The sequence below is a fragment of the Microcystis sp. M31BS1 genome, assembly GCF_020245285.1.
GTDB lineage: Bacteria > Cyanobacteriota > Cyanobacteriia > Cyanobacteriales > Microcystaceae > Microcystis > Microcystis panniformis.
In genome coordinates this window covers 1-17400 of record NZ_JADBVE010000139.1, presented here as the reverse complement: position 1 = coordinate 17400, position 17400 = coordinate 1, and the positions used below count along the sequence as shown (strand labels likewise).

The window sequence follows — 17400 nt, the reverse complement described above, 5'->3', positions numbered from 1 at the left end:
TATCAGTTATCAGTTATCAGTTATCAGTTATCAGTTATCAGTTATCAGTTATCAGTTATCAGTTACAAGATTAAAGTGATAAGTGATAAGTGATAAGTTTTAAGTTTTAAGTTTTAAGTTTTAAGTTTTAAGTTTTAAGTTTTAAGTTTTAAATGATATTATAGCGTTTCCTAAGCTAGTGAGGTACACCTATTTTTCTTCCCTTTTGCCTTTTGCCTTTTGCCTTTTGCCTTTTGCCTAAAACCTATAACTTTTGTACCTCAGCAGACTGAAAAACGCTATATTCACCGATCAATCTTCACTAATTACTGTTTACTGATTACTGTTTACTGATTACTGATAACTGACAAACCCCCCACTCCCTTCCCAAAATGCCTTCGCCAGAATCCGCTCCGTTGATATCACAACTGCAAAAAAAAGTCAATAGTTTAGATGTACCATTTTATGCACCAGGGCATAAGCAGGGGGAAGGAATCGGGGAAGATTTAAGTAATTTACTGGGAAAAAGCGTCTTTAAAGCCGATTTACCCGAATTACCCGACCTTGATAATTTGTTTGCCCCGACGGGAGTGATTAAAGAAGCGCAAATTTTAGCAGCCGAGACATTTGGAGCAGATAAAAGCTGGTTTTTAGTCAATGGTTCCAGTTGTGGCATTATTGCGGCGATTTTAGCCACTTGCGGCGAGGGAGATAAAATTATTTTGGCGAGAAATATTCATAAATCGGCAATTTCGGGCTTAATTCTCTCTGGGGCGCAACCTATCTTTATCAATCCCGAATATAATCCCACTATCGATCTAAATTTAAATATAACCCCCCAATCCCTCGCCAATGCCCTGAAACTTCATCCCGACGCTAAAGCGGTGATGGTAGTCTCTCCCACCTATCAAGGGGTTTGCTGTGACTTAAAAACTATCGCCCAGATTACCAATCATTATTCTATCCCGCTGCTCGTTGATGAGGCTCACGGGTCCCATTTTGCCTTTCATCCCGATTTACCTCCGGCTGCCCTGTCTCTCGGCGCCGATATGGCTATTCAGTCCACCCATAAGGTTTTAGGGGCCTTAACTCAAGCATCGATGTTACACTTAAAAAGCGATCGCATTAGTTCCGAAAAAGTCGATCGAGCCTTACAATTAGTTCAAACCACTAGCCCTAGTTATTTGCTTCTCGCTTCCCTTGATAGTGCTAGAAAGCAAATGGCGACGCAAGGCCTAGATTTACTGACCAAAACCCTCGATTTAGCTGCTACTGCCCGAAAAGAACTCGATAAAATTCCTAATATCTCTGTTTTGGACTTTCCCCATTCTATCCCGGGTTGTCACTGGTTCGATCGCACTCGTTTAACGGTAATTGTCAAAAATTTTGGCTTAACCGGTTACGAAATAGACGATATTTTGCGAGAAAAATACGCTGTCACGGCAGAATTACCGACTTTCAGTCAACTTACTTTTATCATCTCCATCGGCAATCATCGCGAACACATTAATCGCCTCATTACTGCTTTTCAATCCCTTCAATCCCCTTCCTCTACCAGTTTACCCCTGACTCCTCCCCCAGTCACGGGAAATTTGGCTATTTCTCCTAGAAAGGCTTTTTTTGCCCCTACAGAGATAGTATCCCGGAAAAATGCCCTCGATCGTCTTAGTGCTGATGTTATCTGTCCCTATCCCCCCGGTATTCCCGTTTTGATGCCGGGTGAGTTAATTTCTCAGGAAGTCCTCGACTATCTGCAAACTATTTTAGACCTCGGTGGCACGATTACCGGCGGTAGTGATGATAATTTGGCAACTTTCAGGGTTTTAAAATAAACGCAAAATTATCTGATATATTAACCGGAAAAAGGCAGTAATAGCAATGGCTCCAATGGCTGCCATCACGGCAATGATAGCAATTTCAGGAAAACTTAGAGTTCCTTGCAGCTGCGGAATTAACATCAAGGCGAGAGTAATTGCTGCTAGAATCGGTACATCTTTCCCTTCAATCACTTTTTTAAATAATGCCAAAACTAAGCCACCTAAGATCATAAAGGCAATGACAATTCCTGCCGAGGGAACTAAACTATTTAAGGCAATTACTAATAATGTCCCCTCAAATCCTGTAAAGGCAGCATTAGCGAAAGTTTCCCCAAGAGAAAAGCGGGAAGTTTTTCTCTTCACTGGAGAAGATGGGGGAATTGGGGAAGGTGGAGGAGATGGAGGAATTGGAGAGGGTGGAGGAGATGGAGAAGGAGGATTTAAAGCGGTTAAAACTTCTCCACAGGATTGAAATCTATCCCAGGGATTTGCTAGTAACATTTTATTGAATACTTGGGCTAAATCTGCACTGATATTAGGGGCATAATTTTGCCAATTCCAGACCTGTTTTTGCGGATCGTATAGCTCATCAGGATCGCGATTAGTTAAGAGTATAACACAGGTAGCTGCTAGGGCATATAAATCTGTGGATGCCGATACCTGATTGCCTAATTGTTGTTCGGGAGGAGCAAATCCAGCTGAGTAAATTGTTGTGGATTTCTCTTGTGTATTACTAGGGTTATTAGTCGCCTGTTTTACTGCCCCAAAATCGAGTAAATAGAGGCGGCCATTTTTGGATAGCATGATGTTAGATGGTTTTATATCCCGGTGAATGGAACCATTTTCATGAATAAATTTGAGGATAAGAAGTAATTCTTGGAGAATGTTTTTGACTTCACTTTCTTGAAAGGGTTTTTGTTGCTGTTGGAGAATTTCTTCTAAGTTTTTACCATCGATATATTCCTGGGCCAGATAGAAAAATTGCTCTTCTTCTCCCGTTAATTGATTCTTGACTGTTAAAGGGAAAAAAGCATAGAGATCGGGGATTTGGGGATGTTCTCGTCCTAAATCTTCTAAAACCCGCGCTTCTTGAAAAAATAAATTTTTCGCTTTTTCTAAAGCTTGCGGACTTAAATTACAGGAAGGTTGAAATTGTTTGAGTACACATTTAGCTTTTTTGGGACTATAACGATCTAGCGCTAAAAATGCCGCCCCAAATCCTCCTTGTCCCAATAGACGTTCTGGCAAATAACGTCCCCCTAAAATTAATGGCATCCCGCAAGTAGTACAATATTTCTGTTCGATCGAGGTTAAAAGATTGCTATCGTCTAGGTCTAGGCACTGATTACGCGGTTTCGGACAGTGGGGACGCGTACAAATAACTTCCATAATCACCGTTTCCCGTGGTACTGCTCTTAGTTTAGCTACTACCTGCAATTCGGGTTAAAATTTTTATTCTTAAGAAAGAGTTAAAGAGGGGGGTCGTAGGCTGACACGGATTCCCATTATACTACAAGGTTAGCAGAAATTTTGGAGTTTGTCAAGTCTTTGGCTGAAAAAAATTCAGCCAGATAAGGGCGGTTATCTTAATGGTGGGGTAGGAAGTCTCGGTGCTTTTTTTAGTTGAAAGAGCGGGCCAGACGATTAACCCCGGTGTGTAATAACTGTTCCAAGCTTTGGCGATCGCTAATGGCTTGAAAATTGATCACAAAACAGGTTAAACCTAGTCCAAAGAGGATAAAAGTGGGGGCCATAACCACACCAATCATTAACCAGGTGGCGACGTGGAGAAACATGATGATGGCGAACAACAAAGCTAGGGAAGCAATGGGTAAGATTTGACGGGTAGGACGACCAAAATAGAGAAAAAGAACGGTTAAAAGGGTGGTTACTAAGTTAGCGGGTACTAAAAAGGCACAAATCGAGACGCAATAGTGGCGAGAAAATTCAGCGAGAGTATTAAAATCTATCATGAATAGTAGTTTATAAATCCCTGAGTCTTAGCACTGTCGATTGTAGCGGAAAAATTAGATGATCGGCATGAAGGTGACTGAAGGCTGTGGTGCAATAGATTTTCGAGAGGGAGCTAAAACGAGAATCGGGGGATAGGTCATCCAGCTATAATGAAATCTGGGAAAATGACACCGCCCCATCCCGAAAACTCTTACCCCTTGCTAGGTATAATCGATCGTAGGAAGAATTTTATGAGTAAATTTGTCTTTGTTACTGGGGGAGTCGTCTCCAGTATTGGGAAAGGAATTGTCGCTGCTAGTTTGGGAAGATTGTTAAAAAGTCGGGATTATTCCGTCTCAATTCTGAAATTAGACCCCTATATCAACGTGGATCCGGGTACGATGAGTCCTTTTCAACACGGAGAGGTATTTGTCACCGATGATGGGGCCGAAACCGACCTCGACCTTGGCCACTACGAACGTTTTACCGATACGGAACTCTCCCGTCTCAATAGCGTGACTACTGGCTCGATTTATCAAGCTGTATTGAATAAAGAGCGCCGTGGTGCTTATATGGGGGGAACTGTGCAGGTAATTCCCCATATTACCAACGAAATCAAGGAAAGGATTCTTCGGGTGGCCAAAGATACCAACCCCGATATTGTCATCACAGAAATTGGTGGTACGGTGGGAGATATCGAATCCTTGCCTTTTTTAGAAGCAATTAGGCAATTTAGGAAGGATGTGGGTCGAAATAACGTGATTTATATGCACGTTACCCTAATTCCTTGGATTCCGGCCGCGAAGGAGATGAAAACTAAACCGACGCAACACTCGGTCAAGGAATTAAGATCGATCGGTATTCAACCGGATGTGTTAGTCTGTCGTTGTCATCTACCCCTACAACCGGGATTAAAAGAAAAACTCTCAGCTTTCTGTGATGTGCCGGTGGAATCGGTGATTACTGCTCAGGATGCCAGCAGTATCTACGAAGTGCCTCTTAATCTGGAAAAAGAGGGATTAGCGCAACAAACCCTAGAATTATTAAACCTGGGTCCCCGATACCCCCATCTGGAGGAGTGGGAAAATCTCATCCGACAGATGCAATCCCCCAGTCAAAAATTAGAGATAGCTATCGTCGGGAAATATGTGCAGTTGGGTGATGCTTATCTCTCGGTGGTGGAGGCCCTTAAACACGCTGCTATTGCCCTTGATAGCGAGATAGAATTGCGTTGGGTAAGTGCTGAAGATGTGGATAACGATTCGGCCGAAGCTCATTTAAGCGGTGTTGACGGTATTGTGGTACCAGGTGGTTTTGGTATTAGGGGTGTGGATGGCAAAATTAAGGCGATCGAGTATGCTAGGGTCAATAATATTCCTTTCTTGGGTCTCTGTTTAGGGATGCAGTGTTCGATTATCGAATGGGGTCGCAATGTGGCCCGATTAGAAAGGGCCAATAGTTCCGAATTTGAAGAGGATACACCCAATCCGGTGATTAATTTACTGCCAGAACAGGCAGATGTGGTGGATTTAGGGGGAACAATGCGCTTAGGTCTCTATCCCTGTCGTTTAAATCCCGATAGTCTAGCTTTCTCCCTCTACGGTCAGGAGGTTATCTATGAGCGCCATCGTCACCGTTACGAGTTCAATAATGCCTATCGTAGTCTCTTTTTCGAGACTGGTTATCTGGTGAGTGGCACTTCCCCCGATGGTCGTTTGGTGGAAATTATCGAACTACCAAAACATCCTTTCTTTATTGCTACCCAATTTCACCCCGAATTTCGCTCTCGTCCCAATAAAGCTCATCCTCTCTTTTCTGGTTTCATGAAAGCGGCCCTTAAGGGTAGAGAGGAAAAGTTTTCCCTGAGTAGTCAGCATTCAGCTATTAGTTAGGGTTTGCTGGTTCTATTGGCTCAAAATCTGGTTTTTTGGGGGGAAACCCCCGAAAATTTGTCATCTTAACCCCAGTTTGGCCTAGGGTTTTCCGAATTGACGTTGATAAACTACTTCTTCCTTGCCAGATTCCAGTTTAATATCCGAGCGAGGATAGGCCACACATAACAAAGCATAGCCTTCTTTTTGCAGGTCGGGGGATAATCCCATGCCCTCTCCTTGTTCGACGCTACCCTGGGAAAGTTGAGCGGCGCAGGTAGTACATACGCCCGCATTGCAAGAACTGGGTAAGTCAATCCCCGCATCGTAGGCTGCCTTTAGTATAGTTTGATCTTCCCTAACTTCGATCGTTTGTGTTGTTCCTAAATGGGAAATTTCTACTTTGTAGGTTGTGGTCATAGCTAATGAATGATGCTTTGAACTTCACCTATTTTATCATTCTAGATTGCGGATAGAGGAGAGAGGGGGGAAATCTTTACCTAATCAGATTTTCACCGATCGGCAGATAATTGATTGTCATGAAAGATGATAAGTAGGTAGGCGTTAAAAATTATCAGACACCACCCTTATCAACGGGGGACTAAGGGTAGGGTTGATTCATGAATCAACCCTACTATGAATCAACCCTAGTACTAAGGGGGTATCGAACCTAAAAACTATTTTTAATTTAATTATAACCAGCTACTTAAAGTCCTCAAAAGTAGTAACTTTTTCTGGCAATTTGTCCTGTAGTTAAAACAAACAAAAGAGAGAAATAAATTCTCTCTTCTGCAACCGAGGGGAATTTATTCTATTTGTAATTGGCTCTCGTGTCTTTAACCGCCGCCCAAAAAAATAGGGCTGTTAGTGGCACACTTGCAGCTAGAATTAAGCCAGTGGTGGTATTGCCTAAATCCGGTTCTCCTGAACTAATTTCAAAGACACAACCCACACCAGCGATCGCTGCAATACAGGATAATAACAATAAAACGCCGCTTTTTGGGGTCATCTTCACTCCTCACCTCAATTAACTAATGCCTTTATTTTGTCACTTTCTCGACGGGTTTCACCGCTTGCACGGAAAAACCGTGTTTTTTTAATTCTTCATTGAGTGCCAAATCGTTATCTACTCTGTCCACGAACATGACACCATTAAGATGATCCATTTCGTGTTGAATTACCCGCGCTAGTAAACCGTTAGCTTGCAGTTTTCGCGGTTTCCCCTGTTCATCTTTATAACTCACTTCGATCGCCTGGGGACGGATGACATCTAAAAACACATCGGGAATACTCAAACAACCCTCTTCCGCTTTGCACAATTCCCGACTATAACCGATAATTTGGGGATTAATCAGAATTAGGGGCGGATTTTCGGGTTTATCGTGTTCACAATCGATGACAATCAATTGTTTATTGACTGCCACTTGCGGAGCCGCTAAACCGATACCATTGGAACTATACATAGTTTGCAGCATTTCTCTGGCTAATTGGCGGATGCTGTCATCGACTTTAGCAATCCGCTTGGCCGGTTGACGCAGGACTCGATCGCCGAGATAATGCAGTTCTAAAGGGGGTTTTTCTAATTTGCGTTTTTCTACGGTAATAGTGGCGCTCATAAACTTAATTATCGATGGGATGCACAATTTTGATTTTAGTCACTGGCGCTGGGGCATTTCTCAGGACAAGGGAGAAAAAAACCCAGACCCTTCATAAAATTTTACACTGATCACAGACAGTTCGTCCATATCAGGGAGTGGGAAGTGGGGAGATTTTTCAGTTATCAGTTATCAGTAATCAGTAATCAGTGGGGTAGTGGGGAGATTTTTCAGTTATCAGTAAGCAGTAATCAGTGAGGGAGAGGGGAGATTTTTCAGTTATCAGTAAGCAGTAATCAATGAACTAAAAACTAAAATCTGATCACTGGTAACTGACACCTGATAACTGATTCAAGGCTGATGGCTGTAAGATTACTTATTAAGTACCTAAGCAAAATTAATTACACATATCTAACTGCCTCTTGCCTTTTGCCTTTCCTAACCAGGAAATTAATTTTGCACGGCTACTTATTAGTAATTGGTATTCCTAACCATTGACTTAATTCCGCCGCTAACCATTCAATTTCGGGTTGACTCAGATAGGCTTTTGTCTTATTACTAATAGTATATTCTTTAGTCCCCGCCCAAATAGTTAAAGCCATCGGTACATAAACTCGATCACCATCGCCATCTTTGGTATGATAACTATCAGCTTTGACCAGTTTATTAATATATTCCCGTGCCATTTTCTTTTTGCCCGGAAGTGTCAAACACCAAATTCGCTGAATGGTAACAATTTCTTGACTATCAATAGTGATAATTTCCTCCCCTTTGAGACAATAAATAATCTGGTAAAGCATTCCTAAACCCACAAACCAAAAAGGCAAGGAAAAGAGCAGAAAAAACCAACTTATCCACAGAGGAATAGAAATGGCTCCTCCTGTCCATACTAATAAAAAAGCGTTCCAAGCGATGGCAAAGGTTCCAAGATAAATTAATTTAGGGGTAAAACCTTCGGGGGGTAAAAATATTTTAATTTTCTCCTCGTTTTTTTGCAATTGTACCCGACTCCCTGCGGGTTTTTCAAGGTTCGAGGAAGTTAATTGAATTTCGTGGAGAGTATTTAAAGCTTGATTTGCCGCCTGTGCTGAAACAAACCTTTTCTCGAGACTAGGTTCGATTAACTGCCCTAACCAATGAACAAAAGCAGGGCTTAAATTGGCTAAATTATTTAATTGAATCTTGCCATCTTTTTGGGGTAAATCTGCGGGATGAATGCCTGTAGCTAGATAGATTAAAGTGGCTCCTAAACTGTATAAATCAGAAGCGGCAACAGTGCGACCACCAAATTGTTCGGGGGGCATATAACCGTAGGTTCCGACGATAGTTAAAGTGGCCTGTTCCTGTTGGGCAACAGTCTGGACAGAACCAAAATCAATTAAATAGACATTGCCGATACTATGGCCCGATCGATCTTTTAATAAGATATTACTAGGTTTCAAATCCCGGTGGATAATTGGCGGGTTAAGTCCATGGAGATAAATTAAAATACCTAGGATAGATTTAGCTAATTCTTGCAGGTCTGATTCACTAAATTTGCGACCATTTTCTATCTGTTCCTTGAGAGATTTAGCCTCGATATAACTCTGAACAAGGGCAAAACCTTGATAGGTATCGGTGCGAACTTCAAAATAGTCGATATATTCGGGAATCGAGCGACAATCTAGATGTTTAAGAGTTTCGGACTCCCGTTCAAAAAGTTTTAAATCTGTCCATTCAAAATCGGTACTAAAGATTAATAATTTGACAACAACAGTAGCGCCCGTTTTTATATCTTGGGCGAGAAAAGTGCGTCTTCCGGTTTGTTTACCTAACTGACTTTGAATTTGGTATCGATCGCCTAAAATTTGCCCTGGCAGCATACAATATATTCCTAGGATAATCCTAATTCTAGACTAATCGAGAAATTTCTAAACTGCAAGCTAAGAAAACGGAAGTTTGACCGAATCATCAAAACTTTAGCATCTCCGATGATAACTGCGGCGAAATTCAATTGTATCGCCCGTTTTTCGCTAATCCCTAGACTGGGCTGCTGAGGGAGGTATTTTTTCAGGTTAAAAGAGAAAATAGGCATCAGAAAAGAAAATTAGACCCTCTCCGTCTGGGAAAATATAGTACAAGTGTTCAGAATGTCAATTCTGGCACTCCCATGCAGTCTGAAGGCGTAATTTAGACAGTCAGTTTAATTCCGATCGAGGGGGAGTTTCCTGATATAGTTTTAAAAGCAGTCGGTTCAAGACAAAAAGACATGGTTACTAGGGGCGAACGAGGAGTAGAAGTGAGGAAAAACGAGAGATTTTCTCTGGCTTCCTATCTGGAGGAAAAGCGGTTAATTGTCGAGTCAGCTTTGGATAGCTCTTTAGTTATCGGCAATCCCGCCAAAATCTACGAGGCGATGCGCTATTCTCTCCTCGCCGGTGGCAAACGGCTGCGGCCGATTTTATGTCTGGCTACCTGTGAATTGATGGGGGGTTCCCTAGAAATGGCTTTACCCACCGCTTGCGCCCTAGAAATGATTCACACTATGTCATTAATTCATGACGATTTACCCGCCATGGATAACGATGATTACCGACGCGGGAAATTAACCAATCATAAGGTTTTTGGCGAAGATATCGCTATTTTAGCTGGGGATGGTCTCCTGGCCTATGCTTTCGAGTATGTGGCTACCCAGACTCGTAATGTACCTCCTGTACAGATTTTAGAGGTAATTGCCCGTTTAGGTCGCACGGTCGGGGCAGCGGGTTTGGTGGGAGGTCAGGTTTTAGACTTGGAATCCGAAGGAAAACCGGATATTTCGGCAGAAACTCTCGGTTTTATCCATACTCAGAAAACGGGGGCCCTGTTGGAGACTTCTGTGGTGTCGGGGGCAGTTTTAGCGGGGGCAAAAGCGGAAGATATAGCTAAATTAGCCCGTTACGCTCAAAATATTGGCTTGGCTTTCCAAATTATCGATGATGTTCTCGATATCACGGCGACAAAGGAGGAATTGGGCAAAACCGCCGGTAAGGATCTACAGGCACAAAAAGCCACCTATCCCAGTCTCTGGGGGATAGAGGGGTCTCGCCAGCAAGCTCAACAGTTAATAGATAGTGCCATCAATGAATTGAGTGGCTACGATGAGGCCGCTGAACCTTTACGGGCCATCGCCGAGTATATTGTTAATCGTAAAAATTAAATTAAACGAATGAGATTATGCAGGACTTCGAGCAGGTGTTACACAATCAAATACTGCTAGTCTCTCTTTTAGCTTGTTTCACTGCCCAGGGACTAAAAGCGCTGATTGAGTTAATCCGCGATGGTAAGGTGAGTCTGCGCTATCTAGTCTCGTCGGGAGGAATGCCTAGCGCTCACTCGGCGCTGGTGGGGGCCTTGGCTACTGGGGTAGGATTACAGATGGGTTGGTCTAGTCCCGAATTTGCCATCGCTGCGCTTTTTGCGATTATTGTTATGTATGATGCGGCTGGAGTGCGTCAGGCAGCAGGAAAACAGGCCCGGATTCTCAATCAAATTATCGATGAAATGTTCCAGGGGGGCAAGGAATTTAACGAGGAACGTTTAAAGGAATTAATTGGTCATACTCCTTTTCAAGTGCTGGTCGGTTTAAGTTTAGGTATCGGTATCGCCATCGTGATGCTCTGTCGTTAATTGAGGTGTTTTCTGGGGTTGAGATAAACTAGATTTAATAACTGAAAATCCGGGGTAATCACTCATGTTACAATCCCTAAAAAAAATTGAAGGCTTTCGCGGTTTTCAAAGTTTTGAGATGGCCAATCTTGGTACGCCAATTCAAATTTGAAACGCATCAGCAGCAATGTTTGAGATAGAGGCAAAAAGGAATCAAAGTTACAGGAATCCACTCAACAAAGTGCTGATAACTGGGTAAATTGGCACAAGCATCGCTCCAGTATTCAGCTACATAGTCCCAATAATTAGGATTTGAAGTTTCTGTAATGATTACTACGGCGGTTCCTCTATCCATCTGGCACAGACAACTCCTTATACTAAATCCGTTGAGTATCGGCTAGTTATGAGGAGAGGCACTCATGCAAGAGGCACTCATGCAAAGGGGAGAATAAATAATCAGTTTTTAATAACCGGATTTAGTATTATTGGATAAGCCTTTCCACTGAGAAGATGTACCAGACTGAGCCTGAATCCGCCGTATGAAAAGCGATTAAAATCGTCATAATTTCCCCCAGACATAAGCTTATTTTTCGTTGTCGAGTCTTCAGTCCATAAGCAAGTAAGCTTTTTGAGCATTGAGGTGCAAATTATTGGCAAAAATCATCGACAGGACAGAATAAAGCATCTATACTAACTCTAGGGCAAGGTGGCTGAATGGTTTTCTGTTTTTCAGCAGATCACTTCTCCCTTTTCTTATCCCGAACTCAGGTTATATATAAGGAGAATAATTAACCATGACCGAAAATAGAGGACCGATTCCTGTAGTTGTCAACGGTGCAGCCGGTAAAATGGGACGGGAAGTCATTAAAGCCGTTGCTCGTGCCGACGATATGATCTTAGTGGGTGCAGTGGATCGAAATCCAGCTTTTCGAGGTCAAGATGTGGGGGAAGTGGCCGGTTGTGAACCCCTAGAAGTGCCGATTCTCGAGGATTTGCAGAGTGTTTTAGTCCTGGCAACTCAGGAAAAAGTGCAAGGGGTGATGGTGGATTTTACCCATCCCGACGGTGTTTATGACAATACCCGCAGTGCGATCGCCTATGGAGTGCGTCCCGTGGTGGGAACTACGGGATTATCGCCGGCACAACTACAAGATTTAGCCGAATTTGCCGAAAAAGCCAGCACCGGCTGTTTAGTTATCCCCAATTTTTCCATTGGCATGGTTTTACTACAACAGGCTGCCCTGCAAGCATCCCGCTACTTTGATCATCTGGAAATTATCGAACTGCATCACAATCAAAAAGCAGACGCACCCAGTGGAACGGCCCTCAAAACCGCCGAATTACTGGCCGAATTAGGTAAAACCTTTAATGCTGCCCAAGTTTCCGAAAAAGAAACTATCCCCGGCGCTAGAGGCGGTTTAACTGCTGAGAACATCCGTATTCATAGCGTGCGTTTACCCGGTTTAATTGCCCACCAGGAAGTCATTTTCGGTTCCCCCGGGGAAATCTATACCCTTCGTCATGATACCAGCGATCGCTCCTGTTATATGCCGGGGGTTCTCCTCTCTATCCGCAAAGTTACTCAGCTGCAATCCCTCGTCTACGGTTTAGAAAAAATCCTCTAAATCAAGATAGGTAGTGATTTTATGGTAGTGGTAATAGCTCAAACCTTTGCTAATTGGGCATTGTCGTCATCAATAAAGTACCAAACAGTTCGGCACCCCCCTGATCAAGGTTAGGGGGGATCGAAGGCACAATCTATCTTCTATTTAATTAGAACCACTTACTTAAACTCAATGGTAAAATAAGCCCATGAGCGCTTTTCCTACCCCAGAACTCGATAAAATCCTCAAAGAAAAAGATATTCAAAGAGAACAGCAAAGACAAACCCTGCTGGCGAAAACTCAACAATGGCTTCATGAAAATGCTGTAAAATACGGAATTAATCGAGCTTATATCTTTGGCTCCGTGACTCGTCCCTATAAATTTCACCCCGGTTCTGATGTGGATATTGCCGTCGAAAATATCAATCCCGCACTGCACTTTGAGGCTATTAGTATTCTGTCCTATTATCTGGGGAGAGAGGTGGATATTATTCTGCTGAAAAACTGTCATTTTGCCCACCGAATTCGGGAAGAAGGAATTTTATGGACAACCGACAACTAATCCTGTTGAAAGCTGATATAAATGCTCAATTACAGTTAATCAAAGCGATCGATGGTAAACTAGCTGTTAGAGCCGAAGGTGTTAATCCCGATGATGTCATTCGCCTGGAAAGCATTGCCTATCAAATCCATAATTTATACAGTGCCACTGAGGATTTACTTAAAATAGTGGCTACCTGTTTTGAAAATCATATTGCCGATACTCGGCAATGGCATACAGCCTTATTAAACAGAATGACTGTCCCTATCCCCGGAATTCGTCCTGCTTTTATTTCTTCAGAAACCGCCGCTTTGTTAAATAGTTTGCGAGGATTTCGGCACTTTTTTCGTCATGCCTACGGCACAAATATTGATTATGAGCAATTGAAAGTTAATTTAGACAGGGCAAGAAAAATCTACAGAAACTTAGAAAAAGATATTCAAATTTTCTTTGAACAATGGGCAGAAAGTTAAGCTAAATCCTCGATATTATAATGATTATGTCGGTTAATAATCCCTATCTTGAATACTGGCAAAAACGCCAAAAAGAACAGCAGGAATATAATCAAAAATTAGCTCAAGAGGCAAGGAAAAATCTTCCGCCAGTTATTGATTATTTAAAAGAAAATTTCCCAATTACAAAAATTATCCTGTTTGGTTCTCTAGTTAAAGGTAAATTTCAGGAAACTTCTGATATTGATCTAGCAGTGGCTGGCATACCCCCAGAAAGTTTTTTTCAAGCTTTAGGAAAAGTTAATTTAATTAGCGCTCGCTGGATTGATTTAAAGCCTATAGAAGACTTAGAACCTCATTTTCTTAACAGAGTTTTGCAAACAGGAGAATGTCTTTATGCGTCCGATGAGTGCCAGTGAATTACAAGAAATCGCCCTTGATATTGCCACTGAAGTTAATAGATTAAATCGGCTAGAAAGCCAAATGCGTTTAGTTCAAGCGGAAATGCTAACCAACCCGGCACTAGCCCATATTTGTGCCGAAAGTTTAGCCCTAAAACTCCATAACTTCTATACAGGATGTGAACGAATTTTTCAAATTATCGCTTCTGAGTTAAATGGTGGCTTACCATCTAGTTATGACTGGCATAGAAGGCTATTAAATCGTATGAGCAAACCTCAAGATTATCGTCCTGCTGTATTACGAGAAGATACCGTGCATAAACTTAATGAATACCTAAGCTTTCGGCACGTTGTTCGCAATATCTACGGTTTTGAATTGGAAAAACAAAAACTAGAAAATCTGGTTAATAACTATTATAATACATGGCTACAAGTCCAAGAAGATATTAATAGTTTTATCCTTTGGTTAAAAACCACAGCAGACAGTCTTAATTAAACCTCAAAGACAAGATTGCTTGTTGAGATGGGGAAAGAGGCAACACCCCCCCAACCCTACCCGACGTCGGGGGGAGATTTAGCTAATCTAAGGATAGGCGGTTAAAATGCGTCTTAGCTTAGTCATAAAAGAACTGATGAGCCGTCAACTTCATTTCACAGTGGTTATTCTGACTTGAGAAAGTTATTAACTTACTTCCGATGATTGCTGTACTTTCTGACCTATTTTCGGTTCCGTCCCTGCCAACAATCTTTTAATATTACCCTGATGACGAACAATCACATAGATTCCTGCCATCAAACTAAATAAAATATAGGGGAGAGGTTGATCGAAAACAACCATTAAAATATTCACCACCAGCGCCCCGATAATCGAACCTAAAGAAACAATCCGGAAAAGTGCCAGAATAACTAAAAAACTCGCCAAAGTTCCGCAAGCCACTAGGGGATTCATCACCAATAAAACCCCTAAACTGGTGGCGACGGATTTACCACCGCTAAAATTCAAGAAAATCGATTTACTATGACCGATGATTGCCCCCAATGCTGCCCCGATAATTAACCAATAATACCAACTTTCTGGGAGAGGATTGACATCAATAAAATATAGTCCTCGTACCAGGGCCACCGCCACCATTCCCTTTAACATATCAATTAATAACACCGTCGCCCCGGCAGTTTTTCCCAGAGTTCTTAGCACATTGGTGGCTCCAGTGGAACCGGAACCATAGTCACGAATATCGATACCTTTGCTGTATTTACCGATTAAATAACCCGTGGGAATTGAACCGAGCAGATAGGATAAAAGTAAGATAGTAACACTGATAAGAATCGGAATAAGCATAAATTAAACCCAATTTTTAGCAAGAGCGAGCGCCGTTATCAGTGTATCAGCCTGAAGACAAAAACCACTCACAGGGAACCATAGACGGGAATTGCCGCCCCGCGCAAGTCCTTAGCTCCTTCCCCTGCCAGAAAACAGATCACCTCGGCTAGAGATTGGGGACTTACCCAGTCCTTGGCATTTGCCTCTCCCATCGCTTCCCGGTTGCCCGGAGTATCGATAACACTTGGCAAAACCACGTTAGCGGTAATATTAGTCTGTTTGGTTTCTTCTGCGATCGCTTGGGTTAAAGCCACTACCGCCGCTTTCGAGGCACAATAGGCGGCCAAATTTGCCCCCGGTTGTACGGCACCACGAGAACCGATAGTGACGATACGACCATAATTATGAAGTTTCATCGAGCGTAAACAGTGTTTACACAGTAAAAAAGTGCTATGGAGGTTTAAATCGAACATTTTTAGCCAATCTTCATAGCTAAACTCCTCCGTCGCCCCCATGGTAAAACCCCCGACTAGATGAATTAAGACATCGACCCGACCGAGATCATCAATTAATCTAGCCACGGCAGTTTCTTGGGTTAAATCCACCCTGACAAAGCGAATACGCTCAAATTCCGCCGCACTCAGCCGAGATTTCAGACGACCTACCTCCCTTTCCTCCCGATAGGTCATGGTTAGATGACCGCCATGGTGTAAAACCGCCGGAGTGACTCCTAAACCCAGTCCTCCCGTACCGCCGGTCAGCAATACCCGTTTATCTTTCATAATGATTGATATATAATTGATCGCTCCATTGAGATAGATGATTTAACCGGGCAATTGGGCAATATTACAGCTTTTCTCGCCGGACTAGGATTCCTTCATCGCTTGTTTTTTCTCCGCCTTGAGGTCGCGACTGCTGGCGGCGGCAATTTCCGCATCCATCAGGGTGCGTCCGGTGGCCGCCAGATAGACATCATCGAGACTAGGACGGGATTGGGCCATGCTAAACACGGGTAATCCTGATTCGGCTAGGGTTTGTTCAATTTTGCTTAAAGGATTGCTATTGGCCGTGACGATAAGATTAAGGGAGTTACCCTGGGCGGTATTAACGATCACTTCCTCGACAAAAGGCAGACGGGATAATAACTCTTTCGCTTTCAAGGCCTCTTCCTCGGGGGAAAATTCTCGCACTTTTAGGGTAATGCGATCGCCGCCCAGTTGCTCCTTCAGTTGTGAGGGGGTACCGCGAGCGATGACGATACCATTGTCGATAATTGCCAAGTTATCGGCCAAAGCGTCGATTTCTTCGAGATAATGGCTGGTAATTAATACACTGGTTCCGGCCGCCCGCAATTGTCGCAGAAAATCCCAGACAATCAAACGACTTTCGATATCGAGGCCCACAGTCGGTTCATCCAGTACCAAAACTTCCGGCTGATGCAGTAATCCCGCTGCTAAATCCAGCCGTTTTTTGATGCCGCCGGAATAGGTCCCCGTTTTTTTGTCGGCGTATTCCTCTAATCCTAAAAGATTTATTAATTCTTTAATTCGATCTCTTGACTTTTGAGCGGGAATGTGATAGAGAGCCGCTTGTAGTTGCAACAGTTCCCGGCCCGTGAGCATTTTATCGAGGGCGACTTCTTGGGCAACGTAACCCAGGCGTTTACGGGCGGATTTGGGGTTATTCAGGGCATCGACACCCCCCACCTCGATTTTGCCGCCGTCGGGTTTAGCAAGGGTGCAAAGACAGCGAATCGTGGTGGTTTTCCCCGCACCATTGGGACCGAGTAAACCGAAGATTTCTGCCGCTGCCACGGTAAAGGAGATATCTTTAACCGCTGCTGTCTGACCGTAGGATTTTTTTAACTTTTCGATCGCCACCGCAAGGGTCATAAGCTGATTTTCGCCCACTTGAGCGAGACAATTTTTTGGTTAACTTTCTCGGTCTATTTTAACCCAGATTCCCCACTGCAAAATCTAGTAAGTGGGTGAGTGGAATTAAATATAAGATGAACGTAGGTTGGGTTGAAGCATGAAACCTGAGAGGGGGACAAGCGAGCTAGAAGGTAGATAGGGCAAGCGATATCGCTCTTTGTCCTTTGATGTAATCCTTCAACCGATAGCGGCTAATTTGCATTAGCTCTTCTATATTTTTTGGGAACATTTGATGTAGCTGTAGCCAATGATAGAGATGTTGACCCACATAAAAACTGCTGTGTCTGCGTTGACCTTTATATCTT

Annotated in this window: 21 protein-coding genes; 9 read left to right on the top strand and 12 right to left on the bottom strand. The window is 43.0% G+C overall.

Annotated features, from left to right (window positions below):
• Window positions 1-371 precede the first annotated feature (371 nt).
• Complete coding sequence (locus IM509_RS08035) at window positions 372-1811, top strand: aminotransferase class I/II-fold pyridoxal phosphate-dependent enzyme (protein WP_185237339.1); 1440 nt, start codon at window positions 372-374, stop codon at window positions 1809-1811.
• Here the strand turns inward: IM509_RS08035 and IM509_RS08030 are convergent.
• On the bottom strand, window positions 1803-3185 hold the full coding sequence (locus tag IM509_RS08030) for a serine/threonine-protein kinase (protein ID WP_185237340.1): 1383 nt from the start codon (window positions 3183-3185) through the stop codon (window positions 1803-1805). The two genes, IM509_RS08035 and IM509_RS08030, sit on opposite strands and share 9 nt — an antisense overlap.
• Before the next feature lie 230 nt (window positions 3186-3415).
• Entirely contained in the window at window positions 3416-3769 is a 354-nt protein-coding gene (locus IM509_RS08025; RefSeq protein WP_072924063.1) for a hypothetical protein, read from the bottom strand.
• Window positions 3770-4000: 231 nt separating this feature from the next.
• On the opposite strand from IM509_RS08025, the gene pyrG reads away from it, so the two are divergent.
• A complete protein-coding gene (gene pyrG / locus IM509_RS08020; protein ID WP_052278497.1) occupies window positions 4001-5641 on the top strand; it encodes a glutamine hydrolyzing CTP synthase in 1641 nt (546 codons plus the stop codon).
• An 81-nt stretch (window positions 5642-5722) separates the two neighbouring features.
• Here the strand turns inward: pyrG and IM509_RS08015 are convergent, their stop codons facing one another.
• From IM509_RS08015 to IM509_RS07995, 5 genes are all read right to left on the bottom strand, one after another.
• Complete coding sequence (locus IM509_RS08015) at window positions 5723-6040, bottom strand: 2Fe-2S iron-sulfur cluster-binding protein (RefSeq protein WP_004159498.1); 318 nt, start codon at window positions 6038-6040, stop codon at window positions 5723-5725.
• Between the two features lie 391 nt (window positions 6041-6431).
• Window positions 6432-6629, bottom strand: a complete 198-nt coding sequence (locus IM509_RS08010) for a hypothetical protein (protein WP_002731987.1) — start codon at window positions 6627-6629, stop codon at window positions 6432-6434.
• A 31-nt stretch (window positions 6630-6660) separates the two neighbouring features.
• Window positions 6661-7236, bottom strand: a complete 576-nt coding sequence (def, locus tag IM509_RS08005) for a peptide deformylase (protein ID WP_002748816.1) — start codon at window positions 7234-7236, stop codon at window positions 6661-6663.
• Between the two features lie 443 nt (window positions 7237-7679).
• Window positions 7680-9077 carry a serine/threonine protein kinase gene (locus IM509_RS08000; RefSeq protein ID WP_072924060.1) on the bottom strand — a complete coding sequence of 466 codons (1398 nt, stop codon included), beginning with the start codon at window positions 9075-9077 and terminating at the stop codon, window positions 7680-7682.
• A gap of 11 nt (window positions 9078-9088) precedes the next feature.
• The gene (locus tag IM509_RS07995) at window positions 9089-9289 is read right to left on the bottom strand and encodes a hypothetical protein (protein WP_185237341.1); all 201 of its coding nucleotides are present in this window, start codon (window positions 9287-9289) and stop codon (window positions 9089-9091) included.
• A 174-nt stretch (window positions 9290-9463) separates the two neighbouring features.
• Between IM509_RS07995 and crtE the strand changes: the two genes are divergently transcribed.
• Entirely contained in the window at window positions 9464-10393 is a 930-nt protein-coding gene (gene crtE, locus IM509_RS07990; RefSeq protein WP_185237342.1) for a geranylgeranyl diphosphate synthase CrtE, read from the top strand.
• Between the two features lie 17 nt (window positions 10394-10410).
• A complete protein-coding gene (locus IM509_RS07985; protein WP_052277226.1) occupies window positions 10411-10863 on the top strand; it encodes a divergent PAP2 family protein in 453 nt (150 codons plus the stop codon).
• Between the two features lie 157 nt (window positions 10864-11020).
• Here IM509_RS07985 and IM509_RS07980 read toward each other — a convergent pair whose 3' ends face one another.
• On the bottom strand, window positions 11021-11197 hold the full coding sequence (locus IM509_RS07980; RefSeq protein ID WP_185237343.1) for a hypothetical protein: 177 nt from the start codon (window positions 11195-11197) through the stop codon (window positions 11021-11023).
• Window positions 11198-11636: 439 nt separating this feature from the next.
• On the opposite strand from IM509_RS07980, the gene dapB reads away from it, so the two are divergent.
• The 5 genes from dapB to IM509_RS07955 all read left to right on the top strand — a co-directional run bounded on the left by dapB (window position 11637) and on the right by IM509_RS07955 (window position 14336).
• Window positions 11637-12467, top strand: coding sequence for a 4-hydroxy-tetrahydrodipicolinate reductase (gene dapB, locus IM509_RS07975; protein ID WP_052277225.1), 831 nt, complete (start codon window positions 11637-11639; stop codon window positions 12465-12467).
• A 187-nt stretch (window positions 12468-12654) separates the two neighbouring features.
• Window positions 12655-13008 (top strand): nucleotidyltransferase family protein, encoded by a 354-nt coding sequence (locus IM509_RS07970; protein ID WP_004159488.1) that lies wholly within the window; start codon window positions 12655-12657, stop codon window positions 13006-13008.
• Complete coding sequence (locus IM509_RS07965) at window positions 12990-13460, top strand: ribonuclease toxin HepT-like protein (protein WP_004159484.1); 471 nt, start codon at window positions 12990-12992, stop codon at window positions 13458-13460. Before IM509_RS07970 ends, IM509_RS07965 begins: the two co-directional genes overlap by 19 nt.
• Before the next feature lie 26 nt (window positions 13461-13486).
• Window positions 13487-13858: a nucleotidyltransferase family protein gene (locus tag IM509_RS07960; protein ID WP_185237344.1), complete on the top strand. Its 372-nt coding sequence runs from the start codon at window positions 13487-13489 to the stop codon at window positions 13856-13858.
• Complete coding sequence (locus tag IM509_RS07955; RefSeq protein WP_249264809.1) at window positions 13845-14336, top strand: ribonuclease toxin HepT-like protein; 492 nt, start codon at window positions 13845-13847, stop codon at window positions 14334-14336. Before IM509_RS07960 ends, IM509_RS07955 begins: the two co-directional genes overlap by 14 nt.
• Window positions 14337-14522: 186 nt before the next feature.
• Here IM509_RS07955 and plsY read toward each other — a convergent pair whose 3' ends face one another.
• The 4 genes from plsY to IM509_RS07935 form a co-directional block, all read right to left on the bottom strand.
• Window positions 14523-15179 carry a glycerol-3-phosphate 1-O-acyltransferase PlsY gene (gene plsY / locus IM509_RS07950; RefSeq protein ID WP_052277223.1) on the bottom strand — a complete coding sequence of 219 codons (657 nt, stop codon included), beginning with the start codon at window positions 15177-15179 and terminating at the stop codon, window positions 14523-14525.
• A gap of 68 nt (window positions 15180-15247) precedes the next feature.
• Window positions 15248-15943, bottom strand: coding sequence for a 3-oxoacyl-ACP reductase FabG (gene fabG, locus IM509_RS07945; protein ID WP_002799931.1), 696 nt, complete (start codon window positions 15941-15943; stop codon window positions 15248-15250).
• 84 nt (window positions 15944-16027) lie between these two features.
• Window positions 16028-17053 (bottom strand): ABC transporter ATP-binding protein, encoded by a 1026-nt coding sequence (locus IM509_RS07940; protein ID WP_002789414.1) that lies wholly within the window; start codon window positions 17051-17053, stop codon window positions 16028-16030.
• A gap of 166 nt (window positions 17054-17219) precedes the next feature.
• Window positions 17220-17400: transposase (locus IM509_RS07935; protein WP_287716773.1), on the bottom strand; the 181-nt coding region annotated here is incomplete at its 5' end.

Bases quoted from the DNA above. Each gene is read 5' to 3' on its own strand.
- IM509_RS07965 (WP_004159484.1), top strand. From the start codon at position 12,990: ATGGACAACCGACAACTAATCCTGTTGAAAGCTGATATAAATGCTCAA.
- IM509_RS07940 (WP_002789414.1), bottom strand. From the start codon at position 17,053: ATGACCCTTGCGGTGGCGATCGAAAAGTTAAAAAAATCCTACGGTCAG.
- IM509_RS07955 (WP_249264809.1), top strand. From the start codon at position 13,845: ATGAGTGCCAGTGAATTACAAGAAATCGCCCTTGATATTGCCACTGAA.
- dapB (WP_052277225.1), top strand. From the start codon at position 11,637: ATGACCGAAAATAGAGGACCGATTCCTGTAGTTGTCAACGGTGCAGCC.
- IM509_RS07970 (WP_004159488.1), top strand. From the start codon at position 12,655: ATGAGCGCTTTTCCTACCCCAGAACTCGATAAAATCCTCAAAGAAAAA.
- fabG (WP_002799931.1), bottom strand. From the start codon at position 15,943: ATGAAAGATAAACGGGTATTGCTGACCGGCGGTACGGGAGGACTGGGT.
- IM509_RS07980 (WP_185237343.1), bottom strand. From the start codon at position 11,197: ATGGATAGAGGAACCGCCGTAGTAATCATTACAGAAACTTCAAATCCT.
- crtE (WP_185237342.1), top strand. From the start codon at position 9,464: ATGGTTACTAGGGGCGAACGAGGAGTAGAAGTGAGGAAAAACGAGAGA.
- IM509_RS08030 (WP_185237340.1), bottom strand. From the start codon at position 3,185: ATGGAAGTTATTTGTACGCGTCCCCACTGTCCGAAACCGCGTAATCAG.
- IM509_RS08035 (WP_185237339.1), top strand. From the start codon at position 372: ATGCCTTCGCCAGAATCCGCTCCGTTGATATCACAACTGCAAAAAAAA.
- IM509_RS08015 (WP_004159498.1), bottom strand. From the start codon at position 6,040: ATGACCACAACCTACAAAGTAGAAATTTCCCATTTAGGAACAACACAA.
- IM509_RS07995 (WP_185237341.1), bottom strand. From the start codon at position 9,289: ATGCCTATTTTCTCTTTTAACCTGAAAAAATACCTCCCTCAGCAGCCC.
- IM509_RS08025 (WP_072924063.1), bottom strand. From the start codon at position 3,769: ATGATAGATTTTAATACTCTCGCTGAATTTTCTCGCCACTATTGCGTC.
- IM509_RS08000 (WP_072924060.1), bottom strand. From the start codon at position 9,077: ATGCTGCCAGGGCAAATTTTAGGCGATCGATACCAAATTCAAAGTCAG.
- IM509_RS07960 (WP_185237344.1), top strand. From the start codon at position 13,487: ATGTCGGTTAATAATCCCTATCTTGAATACTGGCAAAAACGCCAAAAA.
- pyrG (WP_052278497.1), top strand. From the start codon at position 4,001: ATGAGTAAATTTGTCTTTGTTACTGGGGGAGTCGTCTCCAGTATTGGG.
- IM509_RS08010 (WP_002731987.1), bottom strand. From the start codon at position 6,629: ATGACCCCAAAAAGCGGCGTTTTATTGTTATTATCCTGTATTGCAGCG.
- plsY (WP_052277223.1), bottom strand. From the start codon at position 15,179: ATGCTTATTCCGATTCTTATCAGTGTTACTATCTTACTTTTATCCTAT.
- def (WP_002748816.1), bottom strand. From the start codon at position 7,236: ATGAGCGCCACTATTACCGTAGAAAAACGCAAATTAGAAAAACCCCCT.
- IM509_RS07985 (WP_052277226.1), top strand. From the start codon at position 10,411: ATGCAGGACTTCGAGCAGGTGTTACACAATCAAATACTGCTAGTCTCT.